This window comes from Pantoea sp. Ft-CA_14, from assembly GCF_024520875.1.
Classification (GTDB): domain Bacteria; phylum Pseudomonadota; class Gammaproteobacteria; order Enterobacterales; family Enterobacteriaceae; genus Pantoea; species Pantoea agglomerans.
In genome coordinates, this window is the sequence record NZ_JALNPM010000004.1 from 166494 (window position 1) to 182350 (window position 15857).

General features: G+C 54.0%; 22 protein-coding genes. 13 read left to right on the plus strand and 9 right to left on the minus strand.

What is annotated here, in order from left to right; genetic code table 11:
• The first annotated feature begins 64 nt into the window (after positions 1 to 64).
• Together ispB and NR195_RS08615 are read left to right on the plus strand one after the other, a co-directional pair.
• Entirely contained in the window at positions 65 to 1036 is a 972-nt protein-coding gene (gene ispB, locus NR195_RS08610) for an octaprenyl diphosphate synthase (RefSeq protein WP_008925415.1), read from the plus strand.
• A gap of 238 nt (positions 1037 to 1274) precedes the next feature.
• The gene (locus NR195_RS08615) at positions 1275 to 1559 is read left to right on the plus strand and encodes a helix-turn-helix transcriptional regulator (RefSeq protein WP_022625265.1); all 285 of its coding nucleotides are present in this window, start codon (positions 1275 to 1277) and stop codon (positions 1557 to 1559) included.
• A 73-nt stretch (positions 1560 to 1632) separates the two neighbouring features.
• On the opposite strand, the gene murA is transcribed toward NR195_RS08615, so the two are convergent.
• The 8 genes from murA to NR195_RS08655 all read right to left on the minus strand — a co-directional run bounded on the left by murA (position 1633) and on the right by NR195_RS08655 (position 6667).
• The gene (murA, locus tag NR195_RS08620; RefSeq protein WP_010251868.1) at positions 1633 to 2892 is read right to left on the minus strand and encodes a UDP-N-acetylglucosamine 1-carboxyvinyltransferase; all 1260 of its coding nucleotides are present in this window, start codon (positions 2890 to 2892) and stop codon (positions 1633 to 1635) included.
• A gap of 66 nt (positions 2893 to 2958) precedes the next feature.
• On the minus strand, positions 2959 to 3216 hold the full coding sequence (gene ibaG, locus NR195_RS08625) for a BolA family iron metabolism protein IbaG (protein WP_010251880.1): 258 nt from the start codon (positions 3214 to 3216) through the stop codon (positions 2959 to 2961).
• Between the two features lie 113 nt (positions 3217 to 3329).
• Positions 3330 to 3635, minus strand: coding sequence for a lipid asymmetry maintenance protein MlaB (gene mlaB / locus NR195_RS08630; RefSeq protein ID WP_010251883.1), 306 nt, complete (start codon positions 3633 to 3635; stop codon positions 3330 to 3332).
• Positions 3635 to 4270, minus strand: coding sequence for a phospholipid-binding protein MlaC (gene mlaC / locus NR195_RS08635; RefSeq protein WP_010251887.1), 636 nt, complete (start codon positions 4268 to 4270; stop codon positions 3635 to 3637). Before mlaC ends, mlaB begins: the two co-directional genes overlap by 1 nt.
• Positions 4271 to 4285: 15 nt before the next feature.
• Positions 4286 to 4831, minus strand: a complete 546-nt coding sequence (gene mlaD, locus NR195_RS08640; protein ID WP_010251890.1) for an outer membrane lipid asymmetry maintenance protein MlaD — start codon at positions 4829 to 4831, stop codon at positions 4286 to 4288.
• A 4-nt stretch (positions 4832 to 4835) separates the two neighbouring features.
• Positions 4836 to 5618 carry a lipid asymmetry maintenance ABC transporter permease subunit MlaE gene (gene mlaE / locus NR195_RS08645; protein WP_010251894.1) on the minus strand — a complete coding sequence of 261 codons (783 nt, stop codon included), beginning with the start codon at positions 5616 to 5618 and terminating at the stop codon, positions 4836 to 4838.
• 4 nt (positions 5619 to 5622) lie between these two features.
• Positions 5623 to 6438 carry a phospholipid ABC transporter ATP-binding protein MlaF gene (mlaF, locus tag NR195_RS08650; protein ID WP_010251897.1) on the minus strand — a complete coding sequence of 272 codons (816 nt, stop codon included), beginning with the start codon at positions 6436 to 6438 and terminating at the stop codon, positions 5623 to 5625.
• Positions 6410 to 6667 (minus strand): hypothetical protein, encoded by a 258-nt coding sequence (locus NR195_RS08655; protein WP_124889623.1) that lies wholly within the window; start codon positions 6665 to 6667, stop codon positions 6410 to 6412. Before NR195_RS08655 ends, mlaF begins: the two co-directional genes overlap by 29 nt.
• On the opposite strand from NR195_RS08655, the gene NR195_RS08660 reads away from it, so the two are divergent.
• The 11 genes from NR195_RS08660 (at position 6666) to npr (ending at position 14646) form a co-directional block, all read left to right on the plus strand.
• The gene (locus NR195_RS08660; RefSeq protein ID WP_010251901.1) at positions 6666 to 7646 is read left to right on the plus strand and encodes a calcium/sodium antiporter; all 981 of its coding nucleotides are present in this window, start codon (positions 6666 to 6668) and stop codon (positions 7644 to 7646) included. The genes NR195_RS08655 and NR195_RS08660 overlap by 2 nt on opposite strands.
• Before the next feature lie 16 nt (positions 7647 to 7662).
• The gene (gene kdsD / locus NR195_RS08665; RefSeq protein ID WP_010251903.1) at positions 7663 to 8646 is read left to right on the plus strand and encodes an arabinose-5-phosphate isomerase KdsD; all 984 of its coding nucleotides are present in this window, start codon (positions 7663 to 7665) and stop codon (positions 8644 to 8646) included.
• Between the two features lie 13 nt (positions 8647 to 8659).
• Complete coding sequence (kdsC, locus tag NR195_RS08670) at positions 8660 to 9226, plus strand: 3-deoxy-manno-octulosonate-8-phosphatase KdsC (protein ID WP_010251905.1); 567 nt, start codon at positions 8660 to 8662, stop codon at positions 9224 to 9226.
• The gene (gene lptC / locus NR195_RS08675) at positions 9223 to 9795 is read left to right on the plus strand and encodes an LPS export ABC transporter periplasmic protein LptC (RefSeq protein ID WP_010251907.1); all 573 of its coding nucleotides are present in this window, start codon (positions 9223 to 9225) and stop codon (positions 9793 to 9795) included. The genes kdsC and lptC overlap by 4 nt, the downstream gene beginning before the upstream one ends.
• On the plus strand, positions 9770 to 10321 hold the full coding sequence (gene lptA, locus NR195_RS08680; protein ID WP_010672013.1) for a lipopolysaccharide ABC transporter substrate-binding protein LptA: 552 nt from the start codon (positions 9770 to 9772) through the stop codon (positions 10319 to 10321). The genes lptC and lptA overlap by 26 nt, the downstream gene beginning before the upstream one ends.
• Positions 10322 to 10326: 5 nt before the next feature.
• A complete protein-coding gene (gene lptB / locus NR195_RS08685; RefSeq protein ID WP_003851107.1) occupies positions 10327 to 11052 on the plus strand; it encodes an LPS export ABC transporter ATP-binding protein in 726 nt (241 codons plus the stop codon).
• Between the two features lie 48 nt (positions 11053 to 11100).
• Positions 11101 to 12534, plus strand: a complete 1434-nt coding sequence (gene rpoN / locus NR195_RS08690) for an RNA polymerase factor sigma-54 (RefSeq protein WP_010251911.1) — start codon at positions 11101 to 11103, stop codon at positions 12532 to 12534.
• A 21-nt stretch (positions 12535 to 12555) separates the two neighbouring features.
• The gene (gene hpf, locus NR195_RS08695; protein WP_010251913.1) at positions 12556 to 12843 is read left to right on the plus strand and encodes a ribosome hibernation promoting factor; all 288 of its coding nucleotides are present in this window, start codon (positions 12556 to 12558) and stop codon (positions 12841 to 12843) included.
• Between the two features lie 152 nt (positions 12844 to 12995).
• Positions 12996 to 13475: a PTS IIA-like nitrogen regulatory protein PtsN gene (gene ptsN / locus NR195_RS08700; RefSeq protein WP_010251916.1), complete on the plus strand. Its 480-nt coding sequence runs from the start codon at positions 12996 to 12998 to the stop codon at positions 13473 to 13475.
• Positions 13476 to 13522: 47 nt separating this feature from the next.
• Positions 13523 to 14377 carry an RNase adapter RapZ gene (rapZ, locus tag NR195_RS08705; RefSeq protein ID WP_010251920.1) on the plus strand — a complete coding sequence of 285 codons (855 nt, stop codon included), beginning with the start codon at positions 13523 to 13525 and terminating at the stop codon, positions 14375 to 14377.
• Positions 14374 to 14646, plus strand: coding sequence for a PTS phosphocarrier protein NPr (gene npr / locus NR195_RS08710; RefSeq protein WP_010251923.1), 273 nt, complete (start codon positions 14374 to 14376; stop codon positions 14644 to 14646). Before rapZ ends, npr begins: the two co-directional genes overlap by 4 nt.
• A 3-nt stretch (positions 14647 to 14649) precedes the next feature.
• On the opposite strand, the gene mtgA is transcribed toward npr, so the two are convergent.
• Complete coding sequence (gene mtgA, locus NR195_RS08715; protein ID WP_010251926.1) at positions 14650 to 15369, minus strand: monofunctional biosynthetic peptidoglycan transglycosylase; 720 nt, start codon at positions 15367 to 15369, stop codon at positions 14650 to 14652.
• Positions 15370 to 15857: the final 488 nt, after the last annotated feature.

The following is a 15857-nucleotide window of genomic DNA, read 5'->3' on the forward strand; positions in this document are numbered from 1 at the left end:
TGAACGCTGGCTGGGTAAAAGCACTTACCATGGCAGAGATAACGAGTCATAGCTGAAAAGACGAATGAACTTAGAACAGATTAATGAATTAACCGCACAGGATATGGCTGCCGTTAACCAGACCATCCTCGACCAGCTGAATTCAGATGTCTCGCTCATCAACCAGTTGGGCTACTACATCATCAGTGGTGGGGGCAAGCGTATCCGTCCCATGATTGCCGTGCTATCCGCACGTGCCATGGGCTACAAGGGCGATCTTCACGTGACCAATGCGGCGCTGATCGAATTTATCCACACCGCCACGCTGCTGCATGACGATGTCGTGGATGAATCCGATATGCGTCGTGGCAAAGCGACCGCGAACGCGGCGTTTGGCAATGCGGCAAGCGTGCTGGTCGGTGATTTTATTTACACCCGCGCCTTCCAGATGATGACCAGCATGGGTTCGCTGCGTATCCTGGCGCTGATGTCAGAAGCGGTAAACGTGATTGCTGAGGGCGAAGTCCTGCAGCTGATGAACGTCAACGATCCCGACATCACCGAAGAGAGCTACATGCGCGTGATTTACAGCAAGACCGCGCGTCTGTTTGAAGCGGCCTCGCAGGCCTCGGCGATACTGGCTGAAGCCACACCTGAAGAGGAAAAAGCGCTACAGGATTATGGGCGCTATCTGGGCACCGCTTTCCAGTTAATTGACGACTTACTGGATTACAGTGCTGACGGCGAGACGCTGGGCAAAAATACCGGCGATGATCTGAGTGAAGGCAAACCCACGCTGCCACTGCTGCATGCTATGCAGCACGGCTCACCTGAGCAGGCGAAGATGATCCGTGAAGCCATTGAGCAGGGAAATGGCCGCCATCTGCTGGAACCGGTACTGGAAGCGATGAATCAGTGTGGTTCACTCGAATGGACGCGCAGCCGCGCCGAACAGGAAGCGGATAAAGCCATTGAAGCCTTGCGTATTCTGCCCGAATCGCCGTGGCGCAGTGCGCTGGAGTCGCTGGCGCACATGTCAGTTCAGCGCGATTTCTGATCCCTCACGGAGCCTGACAGGCTCCGTTTTTACGTCCCTGCTCTCACTTCTTTTTGTTATCTCTTAGCTGTTGCACTCCTTTTGCATGCCACCCCACAGATCAGATGCTGGATCCAAATATTACTGGAAACTAATGGGAACTATTTGCTATAAAAACACCAATCTTTCCAGATAAGGGTAAAAAGGAAAGCTCACGTCCTGCTGGACGACGCAATGACAGGGAAAAGGAGAACAGGATATGCAAAAAAGGATGGAAGACTGGCACCCGGCTGACATTATCGCGGCGCTGCATAAGCGTGGAATGACACTCGCGGCGCTGTCACGCGCAGCAGGTCTTAGTTCATCTACGCTGGCTAATGCGCTCACGCGTCCATGGCCCAAGGGCGAATGGTTGATCGCTGACGCGATCAAGGTTCATCCTTGTGAGATCTGGCCCAGCCGCTATTACGATCCCGAGACCCACTGCCTGCTGGATCGCAGAAAACGTATCCGGGCGCCTGTCGATCATTCCGATACCGCCTGAAAACTCAGGCGATCCTCAGGCGAAAAAAAACCAGCCCCCAAAGGGGGCTGGCTCTTTCAGAGCATCTGCGGGATTACTCTTCGCTGACGCGCTCGATGTTTGCGCCCATGGCTTTCAGCTTATCTTCGATGTGCTCATAGCCACGATCGATGTGATAAATGCGATCAACAAACGTCGTTCCTTCCGCAATACAACCGGCCAGAACCAGGCTGGCAGACGCACGCAAATCGGTCGCCATCACCTGCGCACCTGACAGGGTTTCAACCCCATGACAGATCGCCGTGTTGCTCTCAATCTCAGCATGTCCGCCCATACGAATCAGTTCCGGGATATGCATGAAACGGTTTTCGAAGATGGTTTCGGTAATCACGCCCGTGCCTTCCGCAACCATGTTTAGCAGTGTGAACTGCGCCTGCATATCGGTCGGGAAACCTGGATGCGGTGCAGTGCGCACGTTGACCGCTTTTGGCCGCTTGCCGTGCATATCCAGACTGATCCAGTCTTCACCGGTTTCGATATCGGCACCCGCATCACGCAGCTTGGCCAGCACAGCATCCAGCGTATCCGGCTGGGTTTTGTGACACATCACTTTGCCACCCGAAATGGCCGCAGCCACCAGGAAGGTACCGGTTTCGATACGATCCGGCAGGACACGATAAACACCGCCACCCAGACGCTCTACGCCTTCGATGGTGATTTTATCGCTGCCTGCACCACTGATTCTGGCGCCCAGGGTGTTAAGGAAGTTGGCGGTATCGACAATTTCCGGCTCACGCGCCGCATTCTCAATCACGGTGGTACCGGTCGCCAGCGTCGCAGCACTCATGATGGTCACGGTCGCGCCGACGCTGATTTTGTCCATGACAATCAGTGCGCCCTTCAGGCGGCCATTGACTGACGCTTTCACGTAGCCCTCTTCCAGCTTGATCTCGGCACCCAGCTGTTCAAGACCGGTGATGTGCAGATCAACCGGACGCGCGCCGATAGCGCAGCCACCCGGCAGGGAAACCTGACCCTGACCAAAACGCGCCACCAGCGGGCCCAGCGCCCAGATTGAGGCACGCATGGTTTTGACCAGATCGTAAGGCGCACAAAATACATCTACCGCGCTGGCATCGACATGCACAGAACCGTTGCGTTCCACCTTCGCACCCAGCTGGCTCAGCAGCTTCATGGTGGTATCAATGTCGCGCAGCTTTGGCACATTCTGGATCTCGACCGGCTCTTCAGCCAGCAGCGCAGCAAACAGAATAGGAAGCGCGGCGTTCTTTGCCCCGGAAATGGTTACTTCACCACTTAAGCGGGTGGGGCCTTGCACACGAAATTTGTCCATTAACACGGCTCTCAATTAACTAGCTAAAGATTGGACTCGCCAGCGACGAGTTCACCCCGCTGGGGATCAGAAACCGTTGAGTTTACGGTCACGCGCCCATTCAGCGGGAGTATAGGTTTTGATAGAGACAGCATGAATGCGGTTATCCGCGATAAATTCCATCAGCGGCGCGTAGACAGCCTGCTGCTTTTTTACGCGGCTCAGTTCGCCAAACAGTTCGCCTACGGCGATCACCTGAAAATGGCTGCCATCATTGCTCATCACATGCACTTCATCTAAAGGCAATGCTGCCATCAGCACGGCCTGAATTTCACTGTTTTCCATTGGGCTTAACTTCACTTAATAATAATAAGGCTGACATAGTAGAGGAAAGCGGCTGACTCTTAAATACGCAAAAGCCCCTGTTGAAAACAGGGGCTTAGCATAACAACCGGATATCAGGCGCTTTTATCCGCAGAAACAATAATCTGTTGCAGATTGTAAAGCGTAATCAGCGAATGCAGTTTGTCGCTGATGCCCGTAAAGCGAGGGGTAATACCCTGTGCCCGCGCGATTTCCCGCAGATGCACCAGCAGGGCAAGCCCGGAAGAGTCCACACGCTCCAGCGCCGCGACGTCGATGGTATCGACATCTTTAATCAGCGTTTCACGTTGCTGCCACAGGCTCATCAGCGTGTCGCGATCCAGTTCGCCTTTCAGTAATAGCGTGCTGGCTTCCCGCTCCCAGCGTAACGATTCGTGCATTATTGTTGTTTATCCAGCGTGATTGGCTGTGCCGCAGAAGATTTCAGCTGCGCCGTCAGACCATCGATACCTTTGGTACGTAACAGATCGCTCCACTCATTTTGTTTGGTGGTGATCATGCTGACGCCTTCAGCAATCATGTCATACGCCTGCCAGTTACCGCTCTGGCTGTTTTTACGCCACTGGAAGTCGAGGCGAACCGGTGGACGGCCATTGGGATCGATAATGGAAACGCGAATAGCGACAATCTGGGCATCGCCTAACGGCTGCTCAGGCTGAATCTGGTAGCTCTGTCCGTTGTACAGTGCCAGTGCCTGACCATAAGCCTGCGCCAGATAGTCACCAAAGGCGCTGAAGTAGGCTTCACGCTGAGCGGGCGTCGAATCACGATAGTAGCGGCCCAGCACTAACGCGCCCGCATATTTGATCTGTACATAAGGCAGCAGCTCCTGACGCACAATCTGACGCAGGTAGTTAGGGTCCTGCTTGATTTTCGGCTGCTCGTTTTTCAGACGGGTGAACGTCTTTTGCGCCGCTTCATTCATCAGTTTGTAGGGGTTGCTCTGATCGGCTGCGGTTGCCGTCAGCGGTACCGCAACCACCAGCATGGCAATCATCAGTAAACGTTTAAACATGGTATACCCTCTTCTTTAAGGTTGAGCCGGTGCCGCAGGCGCAGCACTGTCGCCTTCCTGCGCATCCTTGTTTTCACTGTTTTGTTTATTATCGCCGCTCTTATAAAGGAACTGACCGATCAGGTCTTCGAGCACCATGGCGGATTTCGTATCGCGCAGCGTATCGCCATCTTTCAGCATCGCCGAACCCAGTTCAGGATCGTCAAATCCTAAATTGAGTGCCAGGAATTGCTCACCCAGTAGTCCCTGAGTGCGAACCGCCAGCGAGCTGGTGTCTGAAATTTTATTCGCATACTGATCGCTGATGTCCATGGTGACACGCGGCAGCAGCGTTTTCGGCTCTAACTCAATGTCGGTCACCCGGCCAATCACCACCCCACCAATCTTGACCGGCGAACTGGCTTTGAGACCACCAATATTGTCAAAGGTGGCGTAGAGCTTCCACGTCGGCTCGGTGCCCATTGACTTTAAATCGGCGACGCGCAGCGCGAGAAACAGCGCCGCCAGCAACGCCATAATCATAAATATGCCAACCCAGATTTCGCTTTTTTTGCTTTGCATTGCATCAATTCCCAAACATCAGTGCTGTCAGCACAAAATCCAATCCGAGCACCGCCAGTGACGCGTGCACCACAGTGCGCGTCGTCGCGCGACTGATCCCTTCAGAGGTTGGAATCGCATCATAGCCGTTAAACAGCGCAATCCACGTCACGGTAATGGCAAATACCGCACTTTTAATCAGGCAGTTAACCACATCGGCACGAAAATCGACGGCATTCTGCATCGCCGACCAGAAGAAACCGGGATCAATCCCTTTCCAGCTCACCCCGACCAGCGCCCCACCGGCAATCCCTACCGCGGTAAAAATCAGCGTCAGTAACGGCATACTGATAAAACCGGCCCAGAAGCGCGGCGAGACCACCCGGCGCAACGGGTCAACCGCCATCATCTCCATACTGGAGAGCTGTTCGGTGGCCTTCATCAGGCCGATTTCGGCTGTCAGCGCAGACCCTGCCCGTCCGGCGAACAGCAGCGCGGTCACAACCGGCCCCAGTTCGCGCAGCAATGACAGCGCCACCAGCATACCGAGGCTGGTTTCCGCGCCATAGGTGTTTAAGACCAGATAACCCTGAAGGCCAAGCACCATGCCGATAAACAGACCGGAAACCACGATGATCAGCAGCGACAGCACGCCGACGCTATAAAGTTGTTTAATCAGTAGCGGCGTGTGTCTGCGGAACGCTGGCTTGCCCACCAGCGCATGAAAGAGCATGAGTCCTGCGCGTCCAAAACTGGCGCACGTTTCAATTCCCTGACGTCCAAATGTCGCCAGCGCCTTCAACACCATCAGTTTAGTTACTCCCTGAGCCGGTTAAATCAGCGAGATAGTCGCCGGCAGGAAAACGGAAGGGAACCGGACCATCCGCATCGCCATCAATAAACTGGCGAACGCGCGGGTCATTGTTCGCTCGCAACTCCGGCGTGGTGCCGTGTGCGATAATTTTTTGTCCGGCCACGATATAGGCATAGTCCGCAATACTCAGTACTTCCGGTACGTCGTGCGAGACCACAATACAGGTCAGGCCCAGAGCATGGTTCAGTTCATCAATGAGTTTTACCAGCACACCCATCGTGATCGGATCCTGACCGACGAAAGGCTCATCAAACATGATCAGTTCCGGCTCCAGCGCGATAGCGCGCGCCAGTGCCACACGACGCGCCATTCCGCCCGACAGCTCCGCGGGCTTCAGCTGGGCCGCGCCACGCAGACCCACCGCTTCCAGCTTCATCAGCACGGTGCTGTGCAGCAACGGAGGAGGCAGACGGGTATGTTCACGCAGCGGCCAGGCAACATTTTCATAGACCGTCAGGTCAGTAAACAGCGCGCCAGACTGGAACAGCATGCTCATTTTTTTGCGCGCTTCGTACAATTTAGTGCGAGACAATGACGGAATGTTTTCACCACGGAAAAAGATTTCACCGCTGGTCGGCTGAAGTTGCCCCCCAATCAAGCGTAGCAGCGTGGTTTTTCCTATCCCCGACGGCCCCATTATCGCCGTCACTTTGCCTTTTGGCACGGTCAGCGAAATGTCATCGAAGATGGTGCGATCTCCGCGCGAAAAACTCACGCCACGAACCTCAACCAGATTCGATTGCTGCTGGATCATTATAACCTCTTGTAAGGATCGGGCGTAAACATGGGGTACGATGGTAGCCTGTTCGGTCCTGATTCACGATAGCTTTACAGAAACTTACCGCTAAGATTTGGCGAAAATGGTCATTAAATTTACTTTTGCCGTCCGGACGGTCAAAATCAGCGCCTGTCTCGCCAAACAGAACCTTAAACCGGTCGGGAAAGGCATTGCCGGCCTGGGTTTTTACGCAAGGATTTTTCATGTTCGTAGCTTCTGCACTGCTGATTATCGGTTTGCTTTTACTGGCATATGGTGCCGATCGTCTGGTGTTTAGCGCCTCTATACTGTGTCGATCATTTGGCATCCCGCCACTGATTATTGGCATGACCGTTGTCAGCATCGGCACCTCGCTGCCAGAGATGATCCTCTCCTTTTCCGCCGCGCAGCATGGCCAGATGGATCTTGCTGTTGGCACCGCGCTCGGCTCGAATATTACCAATATTTTACTCATCCTGGGTGCCGCTGCGCTTATGCACCCGCTCAGCGTCCATTCTAATCTGATACGCCGTGAACTGCCGTTAATGTTGCTGGTTACCCTGCTCAGCGGTTTCATGCTGTTTGACAATCAGCTTAGTCGACTGGATGGAATAGGCCTGATCGCCATTGCCGCGATTTATCTGATGGTGGTGATTCGCATTGCGCGTAAAGCAGAACGGGATAACAACGACACCCTGACCCGCGAGCAGCTGGCCGAGCTGCCACGCGAAGAGAGCGGAAATACGGTGGCCTTTCTCTGGCTGGCCGTCGCGCTGATTATCCTGCCGATGTCGACACGAATGGTGATCGACAATGCCACGGCGTTTGCCGACTATTTTGGCGTCAGCGAACTGGTGATGGGCCTGACGCTGATCGCCGTGGGCACCAGCCTGCCCGAGCTGGCAACGGTTATTGCCGGTGCGCTGAAAGGCGAAGATGATATCGCGATCGGCAATCTGATCGGCGCCAACATTTATAATATTGCCATTGTGCTGGGTCTGCCGGCGCTGATTCACCCTGGCAGTGTCGATTATCACGCCTTCGCCCGTGATTACTGGGTGATGCTGGGAGTCAGCGTGCTGTTTGCCCTGCTCTGCCTGCTACGTCGCCGCCGCGTTGGCCGTACGGCAGGCTTATTTTTACTCTGTGGTTTCTTCGTCTGGGTGACGCTGCTGTGGATGCAGCCGGCATTCATGGACGGCTAACAAGGACAGACTCACTATGTCATATCAGCAACCAACAGCATTTGATTTCCAGCAGGCGGGGAAAACCGTACTGCGCATTGAGCGCGAAGGTCTGGAACAACTCGATCAATATATTAACGACGATTTCGCCCGCGCCTGCGCCCTGATCTACGCCTGTCAGGGTAAAGTGGTGGTGATGGGCATGGGCAAGTCTGGCCATATCGGCAAAAAAATGGCGGCGACCTTTGCCAGTACCGGCACGCCCGCTTTTTTTGTTCATCCGGCCGAAGCCAGCCATGGCGATCTGGGCATGGTGAGCAAAAATGATGTGGTCATCGCCATCTCCAACAGCGGTGAGTCGAACGAAATCCTCGCGCTGATTCCGGTTTTAAAGCGTCAGCACATTACGCTGATCTGCATGACCGGACGGCCTGACAGTGCGATGGGCCGGGTTGCCGATGTGCATCTGTGTGTCCATGTTCCGCAGGAAGCCTGCCCGCTGGGTCTGGCACCGACCACCAGCACCACGGCCACGCTGGTGATGGGTGACGCGCTGGCGGTTTCGCTGCTGGAAGCGCGCGGCTTCACCGCCGAAGACTTTGCTTTGTCCCATCCTGGTGGTGCGCTGGGCCGTAAACTGCTGCTGCATGTGGCTGATATCATGCACAGTGGCGATGAGCTGCCGCACGTCACACGGGACGCCTCGCTGCGCGATGCGCTGCTGGAGATTACCCGCAAAAATCTGGGGCTGACGGTGATCGTCGACGACCTGATGAAAATTGAAGGTATCTTTACCGATGGTGACCTGCGCCGCATCTTTGATATGGGCATCGATTTCCAGCGCGCCACCATCGGGGAAGTGATGACGCCAGGTGGCATCCGCGTCCGGCCTAATATGCTGGCGGTGGAAGCCCTGAACCTGATGCAGACCAAAAACATTACCTCGATTCTGGTGGCCGATGACGACCATCTGCTCGGTGTGGTACATATGCATGACATGCTGCGCGCTGGCGTAGTCTGAACAGGAAGAGAAAATGCAACAGGCAACCCACCCGATTGAAACCTGCTACGGCCCGGTCAGCGCTGACGTTATGGCGCGCGCCAGCAGGATTCGTCTGCTGATCTGCGATGTCGATGGCGTGATGTCCGACGGAGTGATCTACATGGGGAATAATGGCGAAGAGCTGAAGGCATTCAACGTGCGGGACGGTTACGGCGTTCGCTGTTTGCTGACCTCCGATGTGGAAGTGGCTATTATTACCGGCCGCAATGCCCGTCTGATGGAAGATCGCTGCAAAACGCTCGGCATCCGTCATCTTTATCAGGGACAATCGGATAAGCTTTTGGCCTATCGTGAACTTCTGGATAAACTGTCTCTTTCCGACGACCAGGTCGCCTACATCGGTGACGATCTGATCGACTGGCCGGTTATGGCGAAAGTGGGTTTAAGCGTGGCAGTGGCGGATGCACATCCGATCCTGTTGCCGCGCGCGCATTATGTCACGCGGATTGCCGGTGGACGCGGTGCAGTTCGCGAAGTATGTGACCTGATCTTAATGGCGCAGAACAAATTTGAGGATGCCAAAGGGCAATCAGTATGAGTAAAAGCAGGCGTTGGATAACGCTGATTCTGACCTTGATTGCACTGGTTTTGATCGGCTGGAATCTTACTAACCAGGATGACGATGGCACGCCAGTCGGCACGGACAGTCAGTCACCGACCTATACCAGTGCTGATTCACACACTGTGGTTTATAACCCGCAGGGCGCGCTGTCATATAAACTGGTCTCTGACAAAGTGACCTATTTTTCGGATGATGAACTGAGCTGGTTCGACAATCCGGTCATGACCACCTTTGATGAGAACAAAATCCCTACCTGGACGTTACGCGCGGATAAAGCAAAGCTCACCAAAGATCGTATGCTTTACCTGTATGGCCATGTTGAGCTGAATACGCTGACGCAGGATTCTCAGCTTGAGCGGATCAAAACCGATAACGCCCAGATTAATCTTGTCACTCAGGACGTTACCTCTGATGACCAGGTGACATTGTATGGCCGCAGTTTTAACTCCACCGGCATGAAAATGCGCGGCAATTTACGGACAAAAAACGCCGAGTTAATCGAGAAGGTCAAAACCTCTTATGAAATTCAAAATGAACAAAAATAGCCTGAAGCTTTTACTGGCCAGCATGCTGCTGGCAACCAGCGTTCCGGCGCTGGCTCTGACCGGTGACTCGGACAAGCCCGTCAATATTGACTCGCAGAATCAGGCGCTGGATTTGCAAGGCAATGTCGCGACCTTTACCGGCAATGTCATCGTGACGCAGGGCTCAATTAAAATCACGGCAGATAAAGTCGTGGTGACCCGTCCGGGCGGCGACAGCAAGAAAACCATCGTTGACGCCTACGGTAATCCCGCCACCTTCTATCAGATGCAGGACAGCGGTAAGCCTGTGCAGGGCCATGCCGCAAAACTGCACTATGAACTGGCTAATGATTTCGTTGAACTGACCGGCAATGCGTTCATTGAGCAGCAGGACAGCAACATCAAAGGCGATCGTATTACCTACCTGGTGAAAGAGCAGAAAATGCAGGCTTTCAGTCAGGGCCAGAACAAGCGCGTCACGACTGTACTGGTGCCGTCGCAACTTCAGGACAAAGGTTCGTCCAACAGCGGAAAGAAGAGTAACTGATAGCTATGGCCACATTAATCGCAGAAAACCTGGCGAAGGCATATAAAGGCCGTCGCGTGGTAGAAGATGTCAGCCTGCAGGTAAAATCCGGCGAGATTGTCGGCCTGCTGGGCCCGAACGGTGCCGGTAAAACCACCACCTTTTACATGGTAGTGGGCATTGTGCCGCGTGACGCTGGCCGCATTATTATTGATGATGAAGATATCAGCATCCTGCCGCTGCATGCCCGTGCGCGTCGTGGCATCGGCTATCTGCCGCAGGAGGCATCGATCTTCCGTCGCCTCAGCGTCTACGATAACCTGATGGCGGTCTTGCAGATCCGTGACGATCTGACCGAAGAGCAACGCCAGGATCGTGCCCGTGAGCTGATGGAAGAGTTTCACATTGAGCACCTGCGCGACAGCATGGGCCAGGCACTTTCAGGTGGTGAGCGACGTCGTGTTGAGATTGCGCGGGCACTGGCGGCTAATCCTAAATTTATCCTGCTGGATGAACCTTTTGCCGGTGTTGACCCCATCTCCGTTATCGACATTAAGAAGATCATTGAGCATCTGCGTGACAGCGGCCTCGGTGTGCTGATTACCGACCATAACGTACGCGAAACGTTAGCGGTCTGTGAGCGGGCTTATATCGTCAGCCAGGGGCACCTGATCGCACACGGCACACCGAATGAAATTCTTGCGGATGAGCAGGTTAAGCGGGTTTATTTGGGTGAAGAGTTCAGACTCTGATAAGGTGTCGTTAATACCGATGTTTACCTGGGAACGATCATCCTGTCTATGAAGCAAGGTTTACAACTCAGGTTCAGCCAACAGCTGGCAATGACTCCGCAATTGCAACAGGCGATTCGCCTGCTGCAACTCTCTACGCTTGAACTCCAGCAGGAGCTTCAGCTTGCGCTGGAAAGTAATCCGCTGCTTGAGCAGACTGACCTGCATGAAGAGATCGATTCACGGGAGTCTTCAGAGGCCGAGGCGCTGGATACACGCGAAGCGCTTGAGCAGAAAGAGATGCCTGATGAACTGCCGCTGGATGCGACCTGGGATGAGATCTACACCGCGGGTACGCCTTCCGGCACCGGCACCGATTACCAGGATGATGAGTTACCGGTTTATCAGGGCGAAACGACCCAGTCGCTGCAGGATTATCTGATGTGGCAGGTCGGACTGACGCCGTTCAGCGATACCGATCGCGCCATTGCCACCTCTATTGTCGATGCTATTGATGACACCGGGTATCTCACCGTTTCGCTTGAGGAGATCCTTGACAGCATCGGCGATGATGAGCTCGAAGCGGATGAAGTTGAAGCGGTGCTGAAACGCATCCAGCGCTTTGACCCGATTGGTGTTGGCGCGCGCGACCTGCGTGACTGCCTGCTTGTGCAGCTTTCACAATATGCGCCCGAAACGCCGATGCTGGCAGAGGCGCGTCTGATCGTCAGCGAACATCTCGATCTGCTGGCAAACCATGACTTCCGCAGCCTGATGCGGGTCACACGCCTCAAAGAAGAGGTGCTGAAAGAGGCGATGCTGCTGATTCAGTCGCTGGACCCGCGTCCGGGTCAGTCGATCAACACCGGCGAACCAGAATATGTCATTCCCGATGTGCTGGTGCGTAAGATCGGCAGCCGCTGGACGGTTGAACTCAATGCCGATAGCGTGCCACGTCTGAAGATCAATCAGCACTATGCGGCAATGAGCGGCGCGACGCGGAACGACAGCGACAGCCAGTTCATTCGCAGTAATCTGCAGGAAGCCCGCTGGCTGATTAAGAGCCTGGAAAGCCGCAATGATACCCTGCTGAAAGTGACGCGCTGTATTGTTGAGCAGCAGCAGGCCTTTTTCGAGCAGGGTGAAGAATTTATGCGCCCGATGGTGCTGGCGGATATCGCCCAGGCCGTTGAGATGCACGAATCGACCATCTCCCGCGTTACCACGCAGAAGTATCTGCACAGCCCGCGTGGCATTTTTGAACTGAAGTACTTTTTCTCCAGTCACGTTAATACGGAAGGTGGCGGTGAAGCCTCCTCTACCGCGATTCGTGCCCTGGTGAAAAAATTAATTTCGGCGGAAAATCCAGCCAAACCCTTGAGCGACAGTAAACTGACCTCCATGTTATCTGATCAGGGGATCATGGTGGCACGGCGTACCGTCGCCAAATATCGTGAGTCTTTATCCATCCCGCCATCGAACCAGCGTAAACAACTGGTTTGAAAGAAATGAGAAGGAAGACCTATGCAGCTGAACCTGACCGGGCAACACGTTGAAATCACTCCACCTCTGCGTGAATTCGTCAACGGTAAATTTGCCAAACTGGAACACTATTTTGAACATATCAATCAGGTCTATATTGTCCTGAAGGTTGAGAAAGTCACGCAGGTGGCTGACGCAACACTACACGTGAATGGTGGCGAGCTGCACGCCACATCCGAAGCGGAAGATATGTATGCGGCCATTGACGGACTGATCGATAAGCTCACCCGTCAGCTGACCAAACACAAAGATAAACTGAAAAAACACTAACCTTCACGCTAGCGACGCGCGCCTGGCGCGCAGAGCCGACAGGATGGGGCGGATAATCCGCCCCGTTTTGTCATCTGAGCAGGCGCCGTTTGTCACACGCGTCAATACGCGCTGGCGGTGAATGGCCTGGTGAACACGCAAGTGAAACGATAATGAACAACGATCTCACACTGGAATTGAGCACAGTGCTTTCGCCAGACTGCACCCGCAGCGGCGTCCACTGCCAGAGCAAAAAACGTGCGCTGGAAATCATCAGCGAACTGGCCGCTAAGCAGCTCAACCTGCCGCACCAGACGCTTTTCGAAGCGATCCTGACCCGCGAACGCATGGGCAGTACCGGTATTGGTAACGGGATAGCCATCCCTCACGGCAAGCTGGAAGAGGATACGCTGCGCGCGGTTGGGGTGTTTATCAGCCTCGAACAGCCGATTGCGTTTGATGCCGTCGACAACCAGCCGGTCGATCTGTTGTTTGCCTTACTGGTCCCGGCTGACCAGTGCAAAACACATCTGCACACCCTGTCACTGGTGGCAAAGCGTCTGGCAGATAAAACGGTTTGCCGTCGTCTGCGCGCAGCGCAGAGTGATGAAGAGCTCTATGCCATTATTACGGAAGTCCAGTCGGAGCAGTAACGCGTCTTTACCGGCCCGGTGCCGGTTTTAAAACGGGAGAGAAGGTCATGGTGCTGATGATCGTTAGCGGTCGTTCAGGCTCGGGGAAGTCAGTGGCGCTCCGTGCGCTGGAAGATATGGGGTTCTACTGCGTTGATAACCTGCCGGTCGTGCTGCTGCCTGAGTTAGCTAACTCACTGGCTGAGCGCAATATTTCAGCGGCGGTCAGCATCGACGTGCGTAATATGCCCGAATCCCCGGAAATTTTTGAAACCGCACTGAATAATCTGCCTGATACATTTTCCCCTCAGCTGCTGTTTCTCGACGCCGATCGCAACACCCTGATTCGTCGTTACAGCGATACGCGCCGTCTGCATCCCCTCTCCAGCAAAAACCTCTCGCTGGAGAGCGCGATTGATGAAGAGAGCGATCTGCTGGAGCCACTTCGTTCGCGTGCCGATCTGATCATCGACACCTCAGAGATGTCGGTGCACGAGCTGGCAGAGATGCTGCGTACCCGCCTGCTGGGCAAGCGTGAACGTGAGCTGACCATGGTGTTTGAGTCGTTTGGCTTCAAGCATGGCATTCCGATTGACGCTGACTATGTATTTGACGTGCGCTTTCTGCCCAACCCCCACTGGGATCCCAAACTGCGCCCGATGACCGGCCTCGATCGTCCTGTGGCGGCCTTCCTTGATCGCCACACTGAAGTGCATAATTTTATCTACCAGACGCGCAGCTACCTTGAACTCTGGCTGCCGATGCTGGAGACCAATAACCGTAGCTATCTTACCGTGGCGATTGGCTGCACCGGCGGTAAACACCGCTCAGTCTATATTGCAGAACAGCTGGCAGATTACTTCCGTTCACGGGGTAAGAATGTGCAGTCACGCCATCGTACGCTGGAAAAGCGCAAATCATGACCGTCAGACAAACTGTAGAAATCAAAAATAAGCTGGGCATGCATGCACGTCCGGCGATGAAGTTATTTGAGCTGGTGCAGAGCTTTGATGCCGAAGTATTACTGCGTAATGAAGCGGGCACTGAAGCCGAAGCCAGCAGCGTGATTGCGCTGCTGATGCTCGACTCGGCAAAAGGCGGCCACATTGAGATTGAAGCCAGCGGCCCGGAGGAGATCCCGGCGCTGGCAGCGGTCATTGAGTTATTTGAAGCGGGTTTCGATGAAGATTAATGCTTAGTCGAGCTGATTACGCTGCAGGAAGCCTTCCCCACCAAGCTGGCGCATCTGACGCAGTATCCACTGCTGCCGCTCTCTGACGTAGCCTGAGGGTGCTGCAGCACGATAACGTATCGGATTAGGCAGCACCGCTGCCAGTAAGGCGGCATCTGCTGCGGTCAGCCGGCTGGCAGGCTTATGGAAGTAGCGCTGAGAAGCCGCCTCAACGCCAAAGATGCCGGGCCCGAACTCCGCAATATTGAGATAGACGGTTAAAATACGCCGCTTCGTCCAGACCGTTTCAATTCCTACCGTCAGACCCGCTTCCAGACCTTTACGCACCCAGCTGCGACCATCCCAGAGGAACAGATTCTTCGCCGTCTGTTGAGACAGCGTGGACGCCCCACGCATCCGGCTATCGCTGTTATCCAGTACAGACTCAATCGCCGCCACATCAAAGCCCCAATGGGTGGGAAACTTTTGATCTTCTGAGGCGATAACGGCCAGCCCCATCCAGGGCGAAATCTCGTCATGGCCGACCCAGTCTGAATGGGCGACATAACTAAAATCACCGCGTAACCAGGCTCCAATCTGTCGTTCAGCCATCACCGCTGAGAACGGCACGGGTAAGAACGAAAAGAGTAAAATGCCCGCCAGCCATATTCCCAGCCACACCAGTACGATACGACCAACAATACGTCTGATACGCTGTCCGACGCTTCCTTTATGCTTGTTCATGCAATCTTCCCACACTTGTTTCAGACGTTAATCAATCACTCATGTAATCACTGCTAAAAAAGCAGCCTTTTTACGATTATCGCTGAAAACTGACAGGCTGTTTCCAGACTTTATTCAATCATTTTGCATCAACATGCTGCAACAGTTCGAAATAGTTCAAGTACTTCCGCAAAAAAGGAATCGGTTCCATTCATTGCCATTGCTTAGCATCTTTCCAGATAAACACTTAATCATGAGTAATAAGCGCCCGCATGAATCATTTACCATGCTTAACTGTTATTGTTTTCTTAATCCTGCCGCGCCTAAAGGTTAATCAGAATTATCGTTATAACGGATAAATAAGCAGCGCTTAATAGCGTCACGGGTTGCCAGAATGGCACTATTTCCTTCCAGGAATAACCCTGATAGCAGAACGACAGAAGGACAAACTTTTAGATTCTTTTTTATCATTCCAAATCGTTTTGGATAATTCGTGTCATTTCAGGCAG